Origin of the sequence: Microbacterium sp. K36 (genome assembly GCF_004794355.1) — a bacterium.
Taxonomy (GTDB): Bacteria; Actinomycetota; Actinomycetes; order Actinomycetales; family Microbacteriaceae; genus Microbacterium; species Microbacterium paraoxydans_D.
The window spans coordinates 17504-32105 of sequence record NZ_SSDN01000059.1; the positions used below are offsets into that span (position 1 = coordinate 17504).

Annotated in this window: 13 protein-coding genes; 6 read left to right on the plus strand and 7 right to left on the minus strand. The window is 72.5% G+C overall.

Annotated features, from left to right (window positions below; translation table 11 throughout):
* Window positions 1-63: 63 nt before the first annotated feature.
* The 3 genes from DW296_RS05745 to DW296_RS05755 all read right to left on the minus strand — a co-directional run bounded on the left by DW296_RS05745 (window position 64) and on the right by DW296_RS05755 (window position 2400).
* Window positions 64-606, minus strand: a complete 543-nt coding sequence (locus tag DW296_RS05745; protein WP_136051461.1) for a GNAT family N-acetyltransferase — start codon at window positions 604-606, stop codon at window positions 64-66.
* The gene (locus DW296_RS05750; protein ID WP_025104203.1) at window positions 606-1199 is read right to left on the minus strand and encodes a short chain dehydrogenase; all 594 of its coding nucleotides are present in this window, start codon (window positions 1197-1199) and stop codon (window positions 606-608) included. The genes DW296_RS05745 and DW296_RS05750 overlap by 1 nt, the downstream gene beginning before the upstream one ends.
* Before the next feature lie 103 nt (window positions 1200-1302).
* Entirely contained in the window at window positions 1303-2400 is a 1098-nt protein-coding gene (locus tag DW296_RS05755; RefSeq protein WP_062766072.1) for an ROK family transcriptional regulator, read from the minus strand.
* Window positions 2401-2523: 123 nt separating this feature from the next.
* Between DW296_RS05755 and DW296_RS05760 the strand changes: the two genes are divergently transcribed.
* Window positions 2524-3687: an ROK family protein gene (locus DW296_RS05760; protein ID WP_136051462.1), complete on the plus strand. Its 1164-nt coding sequence runs from the start codon at window positions 2524-2526 to the stop codon at window positions 3685-3687.
* A gap of 191 nt (window positions 3688-3878) precedes the next feature.
* Here DW296_RS05760 and DW296_RS05765 read toward each other — a convergent pair whose 3' ends face one another.
* The 3 genes from DW296_RS05765 to DW296_RS05775 are packed head-to-tail and all read right to left on the minus strand — an operon-like array spanning window position 3879 to window position 7061.
* On the minus strand, window positions 3879-4805 hold the full coding sequence (locus DW296_RS05765) for a carbohydrate ABC transporter permease (protein WP_205807853.1): 927 nt from the start codon (window positions 4803-4805) through the stop codon (window positions 3879-3881).
* Window positions 4806-4807: 2 nt separating this feature from the next.
* Window positions 4808-5779, minus strand: coding sequence for a carbohydrate ABC transporter permease (locus DW296_RS05770; protein ID WP_060923387.1), 972 nt, complete (start codon window positions 5777-5779; stop codon window positions 4808-4810).
* Between the two features lie 31 nt (window positions 5780-5810).
* A complete protein-coding gene (locus DW296_RS05775) occupies window positions 5811-7061 on the minus strand; it encodes an extracellular solute-binding protein (protein ID WP_240743002.1) in 1251 nt (416 codons plus the stop codon).
* A gap of 275 nt (window positions 7062-7336) precedes the next feature.
* Here DW296_RS05775 and DW296_RS05780 point away from each other — a divergent pair, with 275 nt between their 5' ends.
* From DW296_RS05780 to DW296_RS05800, 5 genes are read left to right on the plus strand one after another with little or no spacing between them, the layout of a single operon-like run.
* Window positions 7337-8236, plus strand: coding sequence for an SIS domain-containing protein (locus DW296_RS05780; RefSeq protein WP_136051464.1), 900 nt, complete (start codon window positions 7337-7339; stop codon window positions 8234-8236).
* A 25-nt stretch (window positions 8237-8261) separates the two neighbouring features.
* Window positions 8262-9251: an ROK family protein gene (locus DW296_RS05785; protein WP_136051465.1), complete on the plus strand. Its 990-nt coding sequence runs from the start codon at window positions 8262-8264 to the stop codon at window positions 9249-9251.
* The gene (locus DW296_RS05790; RefSeq protein ID WP_136051466.1) at window positions 9248-10192 is read left to right on the plus strand and encodes a 1-phosphofructokinase family hexose kinase; all 945 of its coding nucleotides are present in this window, start codon (window positions 9248-9250) and stop codon (window positions 10190-10192) included. The genes DW296_RS05785 and DW296_RS05790 overlap by 4 nt, the downstream gene beginning before the upstream one ends.
* Window positions 10189-11121, plus strand: coding sequence for a class II fructose-bisphosphate aldolase (locus DW296_RS05795; RefSeq protein ID WP_136051467.1), 933 nt, complete (start codon window positions 10189-10191; stop codon window positions 11119-11121). The genes DW296_RS05790 and DW296_RS05795 overlap by 4 nt, the downstream gene beginning before the upstream one ends.
* Window positions 11118-11894 carry a DeoR/GlpR family DNA-binding transcription regulator gene (locus DW296_RS05800; RefSeq protein ID WP_025104193.1) on the plus strand — a complete coding sequence of 259 codons (777 nt, stop codon included), beginning with the start codon at window positions 11118-11120 and terminating at the stop codon, window positions 11892-11894. Before DW296_RS05795 ends, DW296_RS05800 begins: the two co-directional genes overlap by 4 nt.
* A 256-nt stretch (window positions 11895-12150) precedes the next feature.
* Here the strand turns inward: DW296_RS05800 and DW296_RS05805 are convergent, their stop codons facing one another.
* Entirely contained in the window at window positions 12151-14598 is a 2448-nt protein-coding gene (locus DW296_RS05805) for a CHAT domain-containing protein (protein WP_136051468.1), read from the minus strand.
* Between the last annotated feature and the right edge of the window lie 4 nt (window positions 14599-14602).

Genomic DNA, 14602 nt, shown 5'->3' on the forward strand with positions numbered 1-14602 from the left:
TCATCTTCCGACACGGACCTGTGCTCCGCCTCCCCCTTGCGCTCACCACCGCTCGGCGTGCAGTCACCCGTCCGCGAGGACGCCCATGACGATGGCGTCGACCCACTCGCCGTCCCAGCGCAGCGCCTCCCGACGCCGGCCCTCGACGACGAACCCGGCCTTCTCGTAGGCGCGCTGCGCCCGCGGGTTGAACGCGTACACCTCGAGCTCCACGCGATGCAGTCCCACGGTGTCGAAGGCGTGCCGGATGACCGCGCGCGTCGCCTCGGTCCCGTATCCGGCGCCGAACCACCGCGGGCCGGCGAGGGCGATGCGGAAACCGGCCGAGCCGTTGTCCTCGTCCAGGTCGCTGAGGACCACCTCGCCGATGTGCGCGCCGTCGTCGCGACGGAGGATCGCCCAATCCGCCCGGTCGTCCCGGTCGGCGAGCGACCGGAGCCAGGTCTCGACGCCCTCGCGGGTGAAGCGCGCGTGGGTGCCGGTCAGCCGCAGCACCTCGGGCTCCTGCAGGGCCGCCCAGGTGCCGTCGAGATGCTCCGGTCCGAGCGGCACGAGGTCCAGCCGCTCGGTGGTCAGGGTGGGGACGGGAGTGAGGGAGAGCGCCATCAGACGGGGAGCACCCGCCCCGAGACGATGCCCTCGACCGCGCGCACGTACGCTTGGCCGACCTCGTCGTCGGTGACAGGGCGGTGGCCGGGGAAGGTCGAGAAGTACCCGGGGGAGTTCGCCAGCACGTCGGGGGAGACCGCATTGATGCGGATCCCCCGCGGGGCCTCGGCCGCCGCCGTGATCACGAACGACTCCAGGGCGCCGTTGGCCATCGCCGCCGCCGCTCCCGTCGCGATCGGCTCCCGCGCGAGCACGCCGCTGGTGAGGGTGATGGAGCCGCCGTCGGTCACGTGGTCGAGGGCGACCCGCACGACGTCGAGCTGCGCGAGGGTCTTCCCGGTGAAGGCGGCGAGATAGTCGTCGCGGTCGAGATCGGTGAGCGGCTTGAAGGGCACGGAGCCCACGGCGACCACGACGGCGTCGACCGGGCCGACCCGCTCGAAGAGGCTGCGGATGGAGGCGGGGTCGGTCACGTCCACGTTCTGCTCGCCGGAGCGGGACGCCCGCACGACCTCGTGTCCCCGCACGTCGAGGGTGGCGGCGACCACCCCGCCGATGCTGCCGGTCGCGCCGATCACGAGTACCTTCATGCGGATTCCCTCCCAGGACGGATCGAGACGACGGACGGCCGCCTCGCGGGATCGAGTCTCCCATCCCTTCCGGGCGGGAGGGGACGGATGACGGGCGCGTCCGTCAGCGCGGGCTGAACTCGGCGGCCACCACGCGGGTCGCCGCGCCCAGCAGGACGGCGTCGTCGAGAGCGCTCGGCACCACGGTCGGTCCGAGGGAGGGGTGCGAGGCGGCACGAACCGCGGCGGCCGTCGCGTCCACGAACTCCGGGGAGACGATCCCGTCCGGACCGCTCAGGACGATCGTGGGCAGGTCGACGGCGGCGGCGATGACCGAGAGCGACGTACCGAGCCGGGCGCCGGCGGCGGTGAGCACCGTCGCGTGGTCTGCGCCCGGGGTCTCCAGGCGCCGGGCGATCGCGGGAGCCGCCGCCCACGCGTGGACGCAGCCGTCGCGGCCGCACAGGCACAGCTCACCGGGGTCGCCACCCGCACCGACGTGCGCGAGCTCGCGGGCGCCGATGGAGCGTTCCACCGGGGCGCCGTCGTCGCCGACGACGCGGATCGCGGTGCCGATGCGGGTGCCGATGCGGACGAGCAGGAAGTCGGTGCCGACGGAGCCGAACCGCTGCGCGGCGTCGGCCACGAGATCGGCGTCGTCGAACAGGTGGACGGGCGCGTCGAGGACGTCCGCGAGTCGAGGGCCGAGACCGAGCAGCGCGGAGGAGCCGGTGGGCACGCCGATGCCGATGCCGAGCGCGGGACCGTCGGCGAGGGCCCGCAGCTCGGCGACGAGACCGGCGATGGCGGCGGCGGCGTCCGGGGTGCGCGGCCGGCGGAGGCGGTGCGCGATGCGGCCGTCCGGCGAGGCCAGTGCGCCGACGATGTCGTCGGGTGCGGAGAGGTCGAGTGCGATGACCTGGACGGCACGCTGGTCGAACTCGAGCATCACGGCGGGCTTCCCTGGCCGGGACTCCTGGCTGGGTCCGCTCTCCCGGATCACACCGTCGGCGAGCAGGTCGCGCACGACCTCGGAGACGGTGGGGCGGGCGAGGCCGGTGAGCCGGGACAGATCGGCGCGACTCAGGGCGGACTGCTCCATGAGGGTGCGGAGGACGAGGGCGCGGTTCCGCTCCCGGATACCGCGGGCGTGACCGTTGCCCGGTGGCTGCGCGGCTCGTGCCCGATCGGCGGGGCGCTCTAGGATCTGGGGGTAGCGCACGATGCTCCTCCCGATCGACGCTCGGGCTGACTAAGTTCAATGAATAAACTAACGGACCGAGCGTACGGAGCGGTACGCGCGCTGTCAATCGACGCCACCTCGGCCCCGAGAAGGAACCCGCAGATGTTCACCCATGACGACGCGCTGGACACCCAGGCGGCGGTTCGGCGAGCGAACCTGCGACGGGCGCTCCAGCTCGTCTTCCAGGCCTCCGGTTCGCAGACCCGCGCCGGCATCGCGCGGGCGACCGGCCTCACGGCGGCGACCGCGTCGTCCCTCGTCGCCGAGCTCATCGAGAACCGCTTGATCGCTGAGGGCGAGCAGGCGGTGAGCACGGGGGGCAAGCGCGCGACCACGCTCAGCATCGACGCGGAGCACCACCTGATCCTCGTGCTCGTCGTGCAGCCGACCAGTGCGTACCTCGCGCTCGTCGCCCTCGACGGCTCCGAGGTCGAACGACGCAGCATCTCCTACACGATGCAGACCCGGGACCGGGTCCTCGACGAGACGGTCGCGGAGGTCGTCGCCGCAACCGGGTCGCGGCTGCTCGCGGTCGGTGTGCAGGTCCCGGGGACGACCGACGGGCGCACGGTGCTGGAGAGCGTGCAGCTGGAGTGGCACGAGGTGCCGCTGGCGGAGCGCTTCGAGAGCATCGCGGGCGTCCCGGTCCTCCTCGTCAACGACGTCGATGCCGAGGCCATCGCGGAGGCCGGGCTGGACGCCGCCCCCTCGGGCTACCGGCTGTTCATCCACAGCGGCGGAGGCATCGGCGCCGCGGTCACCCTCGACGGGGAGCTCGCACCGGGGCCCCGTGACCGTGCCGGGGAGATCGGCCATGTGCAGGTGGTGTTCGGAGACGCCGCCCGCCCGTGCCGCTGCGGGCGTCGCGGCTGCCTGGAGTCGGCGGCCGCGATGGGACCGATGCTCGGCGAGGAGTTCTCGGATGCCCTGGACGCGTCGGCGGTCCGTGCCCTCGTCGCCCGGGCGGATCAGACCCTGATCGACGACGGCGCGCGGGCGCTGGCCCGCGCCATCAAGCTCATCGGGGCGCTGCTCGATCCGATCGAGGTGGTCATCGGCGGCCCGGCGACGGAGCTCGGTCCCCGGTTCCTGGAACGGGTCCGGGCCGAGAGCGGCTACCCCGCGCGCGGCACCGCCGACGTGCCGATCCGGTATGCCGACCCGCGCGTCGCCCCCTCCGCCGGTCCGGCGCAGGCCGCCCTCACCGCCGTCCTCGGCGTGCGATGGAGCCCCGAGCAGCTCCGCGCCGGCGGCCCCCGCCCCTGATCCCGCCCCCGACCCGCCCCTGACCACTCCCGTCGGATGTTCCGGCTGCACGATCCGGGTACGGGCGCACGACCGGATCCGCCCGGAACCCCTGCCCGCGCGCCGCGGTCGTGCAGGGGCGCCGGACGGGAACCCGGGGGGTGGACGGGAACCCGGGGGACGGGAACCCGGGGGACGGGAACCGGGACGGGCTACTTCACGCTGCCGGCGGTGAGGCCGCCGACGAGACGCTTCTCGATGAGCATGAAGAGGATGATGACGGGCAGGATCGCGACGATCGAGACGCCGAACACGTACTGCCAGCTCGTCTCGTACTGACCGACGAACTTCGTGAGCGCGACCGACAGCGGCTGGTTCTTGTCCGTCGACAGGATCACCAGCGAGGCGGCGAACTCGTTCCAGCAGGCCACGAACGTGAACACGATCGCGGTGACGATGCCCGGCCAGACGAGCGGGAGGTTGATCCGGAACAGGACCGTCAGGCGCCCGGCGCCGTCGATCTGCGCCGCCTCGTCGACCTCCTTCGGGATGCCGGCGAAGAACGAGTGCATGATCCACACGGCGAACGAGAGGTTGAAGGCCGCGTTGATGAAGATCATGGCGGTCCAGGTGTCGCCGAGGCCGAGGACGGTGAACTGCCGGAACAGGCCCGACGTGAGCACCGCCGGCTGCAGCATCTGCGTCACGATCACGAGGAACAGGAACACCATGCGGCCGGGGAAGCGGAACCGGGCCGTGTAGTACGCCGCCGGGAGCGACACGAGCAGCACCAGGAGCGTCGCGAACACGGAGATGACGATGGTCGAGACGAGGTTGTACGGCAGTGGCGTCTCGGGCGTCGACCACATCGTGAGGTAGTTCTCCCAGTGCCACTCCACCGGGAGGTAGGTCGGGTCGACCGAGCGGATCTGCGCCTTCGTCTTCACCGATCCGAAGAACATGATGAGGTACGGCAGCACGAAGACCGCGAGCACGAGGAACCCGGCGGCGGTGCGCAGGATCACCCGGGGCAGCGTCACCTGATCCGCGGTGTAGCGGCGCCGGCGGCCGGGGATCGGCGGGGTGCGTCGTCCGCGGGAGTCGGCGGTGGTCACGAGGGCGGTCTCGGTCACGGTCATGATCAGACCTCCTTCATGGGCTTGACGATCTTGACGTAGGCCGCGACGATCGCGATCACGATGAGGAAGGCCACGACCGACAGGGCGCTCGCGACGTCGACCTTCTTCTGCAGCTCGATGTACTTGAAGATCAGCGTCATGATCGTGTCGGCGCCATAGCCGGGGATCGACCCGGTCATCACCTTGAGGATCGGCAGCGAGTTGAAGACGTTGATGATGTTGATGAGGATCGCCACGGCGAGGGCGCTGCGCAGCTGCGGCAGGACGATCGACCAGTAGGTGCGGGCGGCGCCGGCCCCGTCCATCTTCGCGGCCTCGATCGCGTCGGCGGGGACCGCCTGCAGCCCCGCGAGGATCGTGTAGGTCGTGAAGGGCAGCGACACGAACACCGCGATGACGATCGACCAGGCGAACGCCGTCGTCGGGTTCTTCGTCCAGCCGTAGCCCACCGCGTCGTCGGAGAGCCCGATGTCGTAGAGGAACTTGTTGAAGACCCCGAAGTACGGCTCGAGGCTGTAGTAGAAGACCATCGTGGTCATCACCACGGACGCGGCCCACGGCACGATGACCGCCATCCGCACGAGCTGGCGCCCCGGGAACGCCTTGTTCAGGATCTGCGCGAGGCCGAGCGAGATGACGACCGTGAACAGCACCACCGACACGACCCAGACGATCGTGCGGACGAAGATCGGCCAGAACTCCGGGAACGTGAAGACGGTCACGAAGTTGTCGAAGCCGACCGAGCCCTTGTCCAGGCCCGAGAGCGAGATGTCGCGGGTGGAGTTGAAGAACATGACGCCGGCGGGGAACAGCACCACGCCGATGATGAGCACCAGCGCGGGGGCGATCCACGGCAGCGCCTGCAGGAGGTCCCGCCCGCCGGGGCGACCGCGCACGGCCGTCCCGGCGTCCGGGGTGCGGGGGCGGCCGGTGGCCGCCCCCGCGAGGTTCGAGGATTCTGTCGTCTGGCTCATGGGGGATTCCCGAACCTCTCCGTTCCGCGGGTCAGCCCGCGTCCACCTGGGCCTGGATCTGCTTCAGCACATCGGCCGCCGGCTGATCCTGGATCTGTCCGAACAGCGACTTGAAGGCGCCGTCCGCGGCCGACCACTTCGGGTTGGTCGACGGGTAGAACTGCGCGTCGGGCAGCACGTCGAGGAACGGCTTGAGGGCCTCCTCGCCGGACAGCTCCTCGGCACCGGACTTCGTGACGGGGAGGAAGCCCTCCGCCTGCACCCACGGCACGTAGACCTCGGGCGAGTAGAAGTAGTCGAGGAACTTCGTGATCGCCTCCTGCTTGTCGCCGTCGTTCTCGAACGCCATGAGCTGGTCCATGACGCCGAGGGTGAACGGCGAGCCGTCCTTGGTCGGGATCGGGACGATCGAGTAGTCGAGGTCCGGGTTGTTGTCGGCGATCTGGCCGACCGTCGGCGGCAGGCCGACCTGCATGCCGATCTTGCCCTGGATGAAGATGTCCATCAGCGGGGAGCGCTGTGTGGAGCCGGGGTCGGCCTGGGTCGCCCCGGCGTCGATCATCTTCTTGATCTGCTCGGCGCCGACGAGGTTCTCCGGGGTGTCGATGGTGATCTCCGACGCGTCGCCGAAGGATCCACCGCCGCCCCAGAGCCAGACGGCGGCCTCGGCCTGCGCCTCCTCCGAGCCGAGCGGCATGCCGTAGCCCGCGACACCGCCGCCGAGCCCGGACACCTTGGTCGCCGCGTCGAGCAGGGAGTCCCAGTCGGTCGGCGCCTCGACGCCCGCCTGGGACAGGAGGTCGTTGTTGACGAACAGGGCACGCGCGGAGGCGATCATCGGCAGGGCGTAGGCCGTGCCGTCGACCTCGGCGTTGGCGAGGAAGGAGTCCTGGAAGTCGGAGTAGACGTCGTCGGACACGACCTCCTCGACCGGGTAGAGCAGCTCGTCCTCGACGAAGCCCGCGAAGGGGCCGCCGTTGTAGATGTCGGGCGCCTCGCCGGCCTGGACCTTCGTGGAGATGACCTTCTCGAGGTTGTCCCACGACTGCACCTCGAGGTTGACGGTGATGTCGGGGTTCTTCTCGGTGAACCCGTCGATGACGTCTTCCCAGAGACCCTTCGTGGCGTCGGAGTAGCTGGGGACGAGCAGGTCGAGCGTGCTGGCGTCGTCGCCGCCGCCGCTGTCTCCTCCCGATCCACCGAAACCGCAGGATGCGAGCGACAGCGTGGCGACGGCCGCGACCGCTGCGGCCCCGTATCGCCGTGACTTGTTCATGGGCATTGCATTCCTCACTGTGGGTGCTGCTCCAGCGGGCGGGATCCGCTCTCCGGAGAGGGGGTGGTGCACAGTCGCAGAACACTCCACGCGACGGTGCGTGATGATCACGCCGCCGAGGTGGTCGCGATCGTCCGAGCGGGGGCTCGGGGGAACTCGTCCTGATTATTTGTCAGGCAAACAAACAAATCAAGATGTTGCTCTCTTGGGACGAAATACTATGATCGGATCACGCCCGAAACAATCACAAGTACGCAAGAACTCGTCCGAAAGGCCTCATCATGACCGATTCGCTGCCCGGCGCGCACATGCGCGAAGAGCTCCGCTCCCAGCCGCAGATGTGGGCCACCGCCGCCGAGCTCACCGCAGAGCAGGCGCTGCTGCCGGCTCGCGGGGCACGGGTCGCGGTCGTCGGCTGCGGCACCTCGTGGTTCATGGCCCAGTCGTACGCCGCGCTGCGCGAGTCATCCGGTCACGGCGAGACCGACGCGTTCGCGGCCTCCGAGGCCTTCGTCGACCGCGGCTACGACGCCGTCGTCGCCCTCACCCGCTCCGGCACCACGACCGAGGTGCTGGAGCTCGTCGACCGCATCAAGGGGCGCACCCGCACGATCGGCGTGATCGGCGACCCCGACTCCCCGCTCGTCTCGCTCGTCGACGACGCCGTGCTGCTGCCGTTCGCCGACGAGCAGTCGGTGGTCCAGACGCGCTTCGCCACGACCGCGCTCGCCCTCTTCCGCGCGTCGCTGGGCGAAGACCTCTCCGGAGCCATCGCCGACGCCACGGCCGTGCTCGCCGAGGAGGGTGACGACACCGAGCTGCGCGACGCCGAGCAGTACACGTTCCTCGGGCGGGGCTGGACGATCGGCCTGGCCCACGAGGCCGCCCTGAAGCTGCGCGAGTCGTCGCAGTCCTGGACCGAGGCGTACCCGTCGATGGACTACCGCCACGGTCCGATCGCCATCGCCGCGCCGGGCCGGGTGACGTGGCAGTTCGGCGAGGCACCGGAAGGACTGGCCGCGGAGGTACGCGCCACGGGCGCCCGCTTCGAGCACCGCGCGATCGACCCGCTCGCCGACCTCGTGCGCCTGCACCGGACGGCCCTCGACCGTGCCGTGGTCCGCGGGCTCGACCCCGACCAGCCGCGCAACCTCACGCGATCCGTCATCCTGGATGCATGACGCCAGCGATCCCCGGAGCCGAGCGATGACCCCGAACGCCGCGGACGCGATCCCCGACGTCGCGAGGGACGAGGCCGGTGAGAAGCTCGCCGCAGTGCGCACGCTCGGCGCCGGGTCGCCCGTCCTGGCCTTCGACGTCGGCGGGACGGACATCAAGTCGGCGCTGTTCGATGCGGACGGGCGGGCGCTCGGCCTCCGCCGCACGCCCACCCCCACGGCCGACGGCGACCGCACCCCCGCGCTGATCGACCGGTTGGAGGTGCTCGCCGCCCAGCTCCGCGACGAGCATCCCGACGTGACGCCGCGCGCCGCCGGGCTCGTGGTGCCGGGGATCGTCGACGCGGCCGCCGGGATCGGCGTGTTCGCGAGCAACATGGGCTGGCGGGACGCGCCGCTGCGCGCGCTCGCTTCGGAGCGTCTCGGCCTCCCGGTCGCGTTCGACCACGACGTGCGCGCCGCGAGCTGGGCCGAGCACGAGCTGGGTGGTGCACGAGCCTACGACGACGCGGTGATCCTCGTGATCGGCACCGGGATCGCCGGTGCCCTGCTCGTCGGCGGCCGCCCCTACACGGCCGGGGGTTACGCCGGCGAGATCGGGCACTCCCCGATCGCCGACGGACCGGTGTGCCCGTGCGGTGCCCGTGGCTGTCTGGAGGCCGTGGCCTCGGCAGGCGCCATCGCGCGCCGCTACCGCGAGGCCACGGGGACGACCCCGGACGGCGCCAAGGACGTCATCGCCCGGGCGGCCGCCGGGGACCGGGTCGCCGCCGACATCTGGGACTCGGCGCTGGACGCGCTCACCCTGTCGCTCGCGCAGCTGACGGCCGTGGTCGCCCCCGAGGCCGTGGTGATCGGCGGTGGACTGTCGCGGGCGGGCGGTGCGCTCTTCGACGAGCTGCGGTCCCGTCTCGCCGCCCGCCTCAGCTTCCACCGCCTCCCCGCGCTCGTCCCCGCCGAGCTGTCCGGCAACGCGGGACTGATCGGCGCCGCCCTCCGTGCCAGGGAGCTCGCATGATCCTCACCGTCACCCCGAACCCCGCGCTCGACCTCACCTGGCAGGTCGACCGTCTCGTCGCCGGCGGGACGCACCGCGCCGACACCGGGTCGTCCCGCGCCGGTGGAAAGGGCCTCAACGTCGCTCGAGTCGCGGATGCCGAGGGCGCCGCTGTGCTTGCGCTGACCACGGCGGGCGGTCCGGTCGGGGCGGAGTTCGCCGCAGAGCTCACCGTCAGCGGCGTGCCTCATGTGCTCGTCCCCGTCGTCGCGGACACGCGCCGCAGCATCGCCCTCGTCGACGAGGCCGCGGGCGACACCACGATCGTCAACGAACGAGGGGTCAACCCGAGCGACGCCGAGTGGGGCGGGCTTCTCGCGGAGATCGTCGACCGGCTTCCCGGAGCCGCGGTCCTCGTCATCTCCGGCAGCATCCCGCCGGGGGCCCCGGAGTCGCTCGTGCCGATGCTCGTCGCGGTGGGTGCGGACGCCCGGGTCCCGGTGATCGTGGACACCTCCGGCCCGGCGCTGCTGCGCGCCGCCGACGCAGGCGCGACGGTGCTCAAACCCAACGCCGCCGAACTCGCCGAGGCCACCGGCATCGACGACCCCATCGAGGGCGCGCGGTCGCTGCTGGCCCGCGGTGCCGAACTCGTGCTCCTGTCGCTCGGGGCCGACGGCATGCTCGCCGTCACCGCGACCGATCTCCTGCACGCCCGACTCGACGAACCGCTGGCCGGCAACCCGACCGGGGCGGGAGACGCCGCGGTCGCAGCCTGCGCCGTGCTCTACGCGGAGGGCGAGCGCGATCCCGAGCGCATCCTCCGCCGCGCGACCGCGTGGTCGGCGGCCGCCGTCCTCATGCCGCTCGCCGGCGACATCTCCCCCCGGTGGCGCGCGCTCGAGGAACAGCTCCGCATCTCCCGCCCCGACCCCGCCTCCTTCCGGAAGGACCCTTCGTGACCCTCGTCTCCGCCCGGGAGCTCGTCTCCGCGGCTGCCACCGCCGGCACCGGCGTCGGCGCTTTCAACGTCATCCACCTGGAGACCGCGGAGGGCCTCGTGCGGGCCTCCGCGCTCGCACAGCTCCCGGTGATCCTGCAGATCTCGCAGAACTGCGCGGACTACCACGGCGGTCTGGAGCCGATTGCCCTCGCGACGCTCGCCGCGGCACGACGCGCTGAGACCCCGGTGGCGGTGCACCTCGACCACGCGGAGCGACCGGAGCTCGTCGACGAGGCCGTGGCCCTCGGGTTCGGCTCGGTCATGTTCGACGGCGGCGCGCTGCCCTACGACGAGAACGTGGCGCTGACAGCCGAGGTCGCCGCCCGGGCCCGCGCGGCGGGAGTGTACGTGGAGGGCGAGCTCGGCGAGGTGGGCGGGAAGGACGGCGCCCACGCCCCCGGTGTCCGCACCGATCCGGACGAGGCGCGGGCGTTCGTGGCCGCGACCGGCGTGGACGCGCTCGCGGTGGCCGTCGGGTCGTCGCACGCCATGACCGACCGCACCGCGTCCCTCGACCTCGACCTCATCGCCCGCCTGCGTGCTGCTCTGCGCGGAGCTGCCGCGGACGGGACCGACGTGCCCCTCGTGCTGCACGGCTCGTCCGGGGTGGCCGACGCCGTGATCGCCGATGCCGTGCGCGCCGGGATGACCAAGGTCAACGTCTCCACCCACCTCAACGGCTTCTTCACGCGGGCGGTCCGCGAGGTGCTCGCCGCCGACGAGCGTCTCGTCGACTCCCGCAAGTACCTCGCTCCCGCCCGCGCCGCCCTCGCGGACGAAGCGGCCCGGATGCTGCGACTGTTCGCCCTGCTGCCGTCGCAGAATCCCGCTCAGGTCGCAGAGGTTCCAGGCACGGCTGCGACCTCGACGCGAAACGACGACCGGTGAAGCGCGCGGCCCGACTGCACGCGATCCTCGACCTCCTCGCGGCGGACGGGGAGGTCACGGTGGAGGAGCTGGTCGAGCGGTTCGGGGCCTCCCCGGCCACCACCCGCCGCGATCTCGACTCCCTCGCCGAGCAGCGGCTGCTCACCCGCACGCACGGCGGTGCCGTGGCGCAGACCGTCGCCTACGAACTGCCGCTGCGCTACAAGAGCCATCTCCGCACGCACGAGAAGGAGAGCATCGCGCAGACCGCGGCGGGGCTCGTCACCCCCGGCATGGTGGTCGGCCTCTCCGGTGGCACGACGACCACGGCCATCGCGGCCGCGCTCGCCGCCCGCGAGGACCTGGCGGCGGAGGGCGGGATCACGGTGGTCACCAATGCCGTGAACATCGCCGCCCAGCTCGCCACCCGGCCGGAGATGAAGGTGGTCGTCACGGGCGGGGTCATCCACTCGCGCACCTACGAGCTCGTCGGCCCGTTCGTCGAGCAGCTCCTCCGCGGGGTGCGGCTGGACCTCGCGTTCATCGGCGTGAACGGGATGGACGCGGCAGCCGGGGCGACCACGCAGGACGAGCGCGAGGCGGCGGTGAACCGGATGATGGCGGAGCGGGCGCGGCGGGCGGTCGTCGTGACCGACGGCAGCAAGCTCGGGGCCGAGGCCTTCTCCACCGTCGGCGGGGCGGAGCTCTTCGCCACGGTCATCACGGATCGAGGGGCCGACGGGGCCGCCGTCGACGCGCTGCGCGCTGCGGGCTACACGGTCCTGCTCGCCTGAGGCCTCAGGCCGCACGCGGACGCCCCGAGGGCCTCGGCGTCCCCAGATCGCCGAGGCCCTGCGGGAGCATCGCGGCTGCATACCGCGACGCTCCCGGAGCAGATGGTGTCCGTCTCGTCTTCCCGCTCCCCAGCGGCGTTTCCCCAGAACCGACGGCGCCTCCCTCGTGCCTCTCCCTTCGAGGCCTTTCGCTCGACACCTTCCGAAGAACAGGAGAAGGCGGGTGCGATTCTGATACCCCGATCCGGGAAAAAAGTCAGAATCCGTTGCCGTGACACTGGAACGGGGCGGAAACCCCCGTCCTGAGCGCGGCGCTCGCCAGGGCGTCGGCGGGGGACGCGCCGCCGGCGAGGCCCTCGTGGACCGCCGTCAGGAGCTCGCACGCGTCGTCGTCCGGCACCGTGACGGGAGCCGCGATCACCGCCTCCGCGCCCGCGTGCAACCACACGCGCGTCATGCCCAGGGCCTCCTCGCCCCAGCGCACGGAGGACCGACCCAGCTCGCACGCCGAGAGGATCACGGTCCGCGGCACCCGGTCGATGAGGTCGACGTCGTAGCCGAAGAGCACGCCGTCGGCGAGTTCGAACCCGGAGAACAGCGGATTGTCGACCGCGTGACGCCCGTGCGCGGCGATATGGAGCACGTCGACGGAGGCCGCCAGCGCGGTGACGGCGCTCACGGTCGCGGTGGTGTCCTGCAGCGTCCGGGTCGTTCCCCGTCCCGCCCACGACTCCGCCGCGCGCTGGACCTCTTCCGCCGCCCGCGGCACGCGCGGTCCCGCCGCGAACCCGACGCTCGGGGCTGAGGGAGCAGAGGCCTCCCCGTCGAACCAGCGCGAGACCGAGGTCGCGAGGGTGAACGGCACGCCGTGCATGCCAGGGAGCATGGCCCACGGCACCCCGCCGAGGATCCCGGGAACGGTGATCACGAACCGCGCGGCGCCCGCGGCGGCCCGGCGCATCGGCCCGAGTAGCTCGTCGTCGAGGACAGCGAGACGCGCCGTCAGAGCGCGCGCGGTCACCGGCCCCATCGCGCCGTCCCGGGTGAGGGCGGCCATGTCGAGGTCGGCGCGCAGGCCGTCGAGAGCGGCCCGCACCCGCGGCCAGGACAGGTCGACGAGGGTCGCGCCGTCCGGCTGCACCACGACCCCGTGCAGTCCGGTGCCGGTGTAGACGTAGGCGAGCACCGCGGTATCGGCGGAGAGGAGCGCGGTGGTCTCCGCCAGTGTTCGGCGCTCCCTCGTCGCCCCGGAGCCGGTGGCCGACCACTGCCGCTCGCGCACCCGGTCGCGGAGCGCGCGCACGGTGGGGTCGGTCGTCCAGTCCGCCCCCGCGAGGTCGGCGCGCAGCATCCGGAGCTCGGCGAGGTCGGCGGCGAGGGCGTCATCGTGCGGGGGACGGACCGGGGCGACCTGCTGACTGAGGTGCCGGGCGCGCTCGGACCACTCGAAGAGCGTCGCCGGGTCGCGGCGGCGGACGGCAGCGGCGAGTCCCGTGAACACGAGGTCGCTGGCATGCATGGCGACGGAGGCCTGCAGGTCGAGGGCGCCGAACGAGCGCTGCCATGCCGACAGCAGGTCGAGCCCCGTGGCCGCGGCGCGCAGCGCCTCCCCGTCGCGACCGCGTCCGGCGGCGCGGGCCGCGCGCACCTCCTGCGCGCGGAGTCGGAGCGGCGTCGGGGCCGAAGCGGGGATGCGGGGGAGGCGGCGGCCGGTGCCGTCGCGGCGGGCGCTCAACCGCAGGGCCGTGGCCTCGGTGCGGAAGCCGCTCCGGTCGAGCTCCTGCGCCACCTGCTCCCACGCGGCGGCGTCGAGCGGGCGATCGGGCCGGATCCGCTGTCGGGCTTCCAGCTCCACCGCCGCGGCGCGGGCCGCCCAGCCGCTGCTGCCGAGGGCGGTGAAGCGGCGGGCGGCCGTCCTCGCCGCCCGCGCCGCGGCTCGCGGATCGTGGCGGACGAGTGAGCGGGCGAGGTGGAACTCCGCCTCCCCACGGGCCTGGCGCATCCGCTGGGCACCGAACTGCACGGCCACGCGGGCGAGCAGCGCCTCCGCCTCGGTCGTCAGCCCGGCGTCGCGGAGCACCTCGGCGCGGTCGAGGTCGCTGATGGCGGTGGCGAGGGCGCTGGTGGCGGCGAACGTCGGCCGGGATTCGGCCATCAGGCGCAGCGCCGACACGAGGTCGCCGCCGAGGAGTGCGGCATAGCCGAGGTTGTGCGTGGCCTCGGCGAGCGAGTCCCGTTCGTCGTGCGCCTCGTAGATCGAGATCGCACGGCGGAGATCGGCCATGCAGGTGTCCAGCTGATGGCGCTGCATCCGCACCACCGCCCGGTTCATCAGGCAGTTGGCGAGGGCGGGGGTCTCGGTCCCGGTCGCGGCCAGGGCGTCGATCGCGGTGGTCAGGCTCGCCTCGGCCTCCTCCATCCTGCCCCCGTGCATGAGGAGGGCGCCGAGCTGCCCGCCGAGGAGGGCGACCGTCTCGGCCTGCAGCCCGTCCCTGGCCAGCGCCTCCCGGCACAGCGCCTCCGCGGCCGCGGGCTCACCGGTCTGCGCGAGCACGTAGGCGGCCGTCCCGTCGATGCGGGCGCGGAGGTCGGCGTCGTCGGTGCGGGCGGCGGCCTTCTCCAGTTCCCGCCTGGCACGGGTGAACTGCCGGGCGTTGGCCGCCTCGACGCCGCGTCGGTGCAGCGCGCTCGCGGACAGGGGCATCCGT

What these genes read in the sequence shown, in the direction of transcription:
- DW296_RS05770 (WP_060923387.1), bottom strand. Translation starts at nt 5,779, where the DNA reads ATGAGCCAGACGACAGAATCCTCGAACCTCGCGGGGGCGGCCACCGGC.
- DW296_RS05785 (WP_136051465.1), top strand. Translation starts at nt 8,262, where the DNA reads ATGACCCCGAACGCCGCGGACGCGATCCCCGACGTCGCGAGGGACGAG.
- DW296_RS05790 (WP_136051466.1), top strand. Translation starts at nt 9,248, where the DNA reads ATGATCCTCACCGTCACCCCGAACCCCGCGCTCGACCTCACCTGGCAG.
- DW296_RS05750 (WP_025104203.1), bottom strand. Translation starts at nt 1,199, where the DNA reads ATGAAGGTACTCGTGATCGGCGCGACCGGCAGCATCGGCGGGGTGGTC.
- DW296_RS05760 (WP_136051462.1), top strand. Translation starts at nt 2,524, where the DNA reads ATGTTCACCCATGACGACGCGCTGGACACCCAGGCGGCGGTTCGGCGA.
- DW296_RS05745 (WP_136051461.1), bottom strand. Translation starts at nt 606, where the DNA reads ATGGCGCTCTCCCTCACTCCCGTCCCCACCCTGACCACCGAGCGGCTG.
- DW296_RS05780 (WP_136051464.1), top strand. Translation starts at nt 7,337, where the DNA reads ATGACCGATTCGCTGCCCGGCGCGCACATGCGCGAAGAGCTCCGCTCC.
- DW296_RS05765 (WP_205807853.1), bottom strand. Translation starts at nt 4,805, where the DNA reads ATGACCGTGACCGAGACCGCCCTCGTGACCACCGCCGACTCCCGCGGA.
- DW296_RS05805 (WP_136051468.1), bottom strand. Translation starts at nt 14,598, where the DNA reads ATGCCCCTGTCCGCGAGCGCGCTGCACCGACGCGGCGTCGAGGCGGCC.
- DW296_RS05775 (WP_240743002.1), bottom strand. Translation starts at nt 7,061, where the DNA reads ATGCCCATGAACAAGTCACGGCGATACGGGGCCGCAGCGGTCGCGGCC.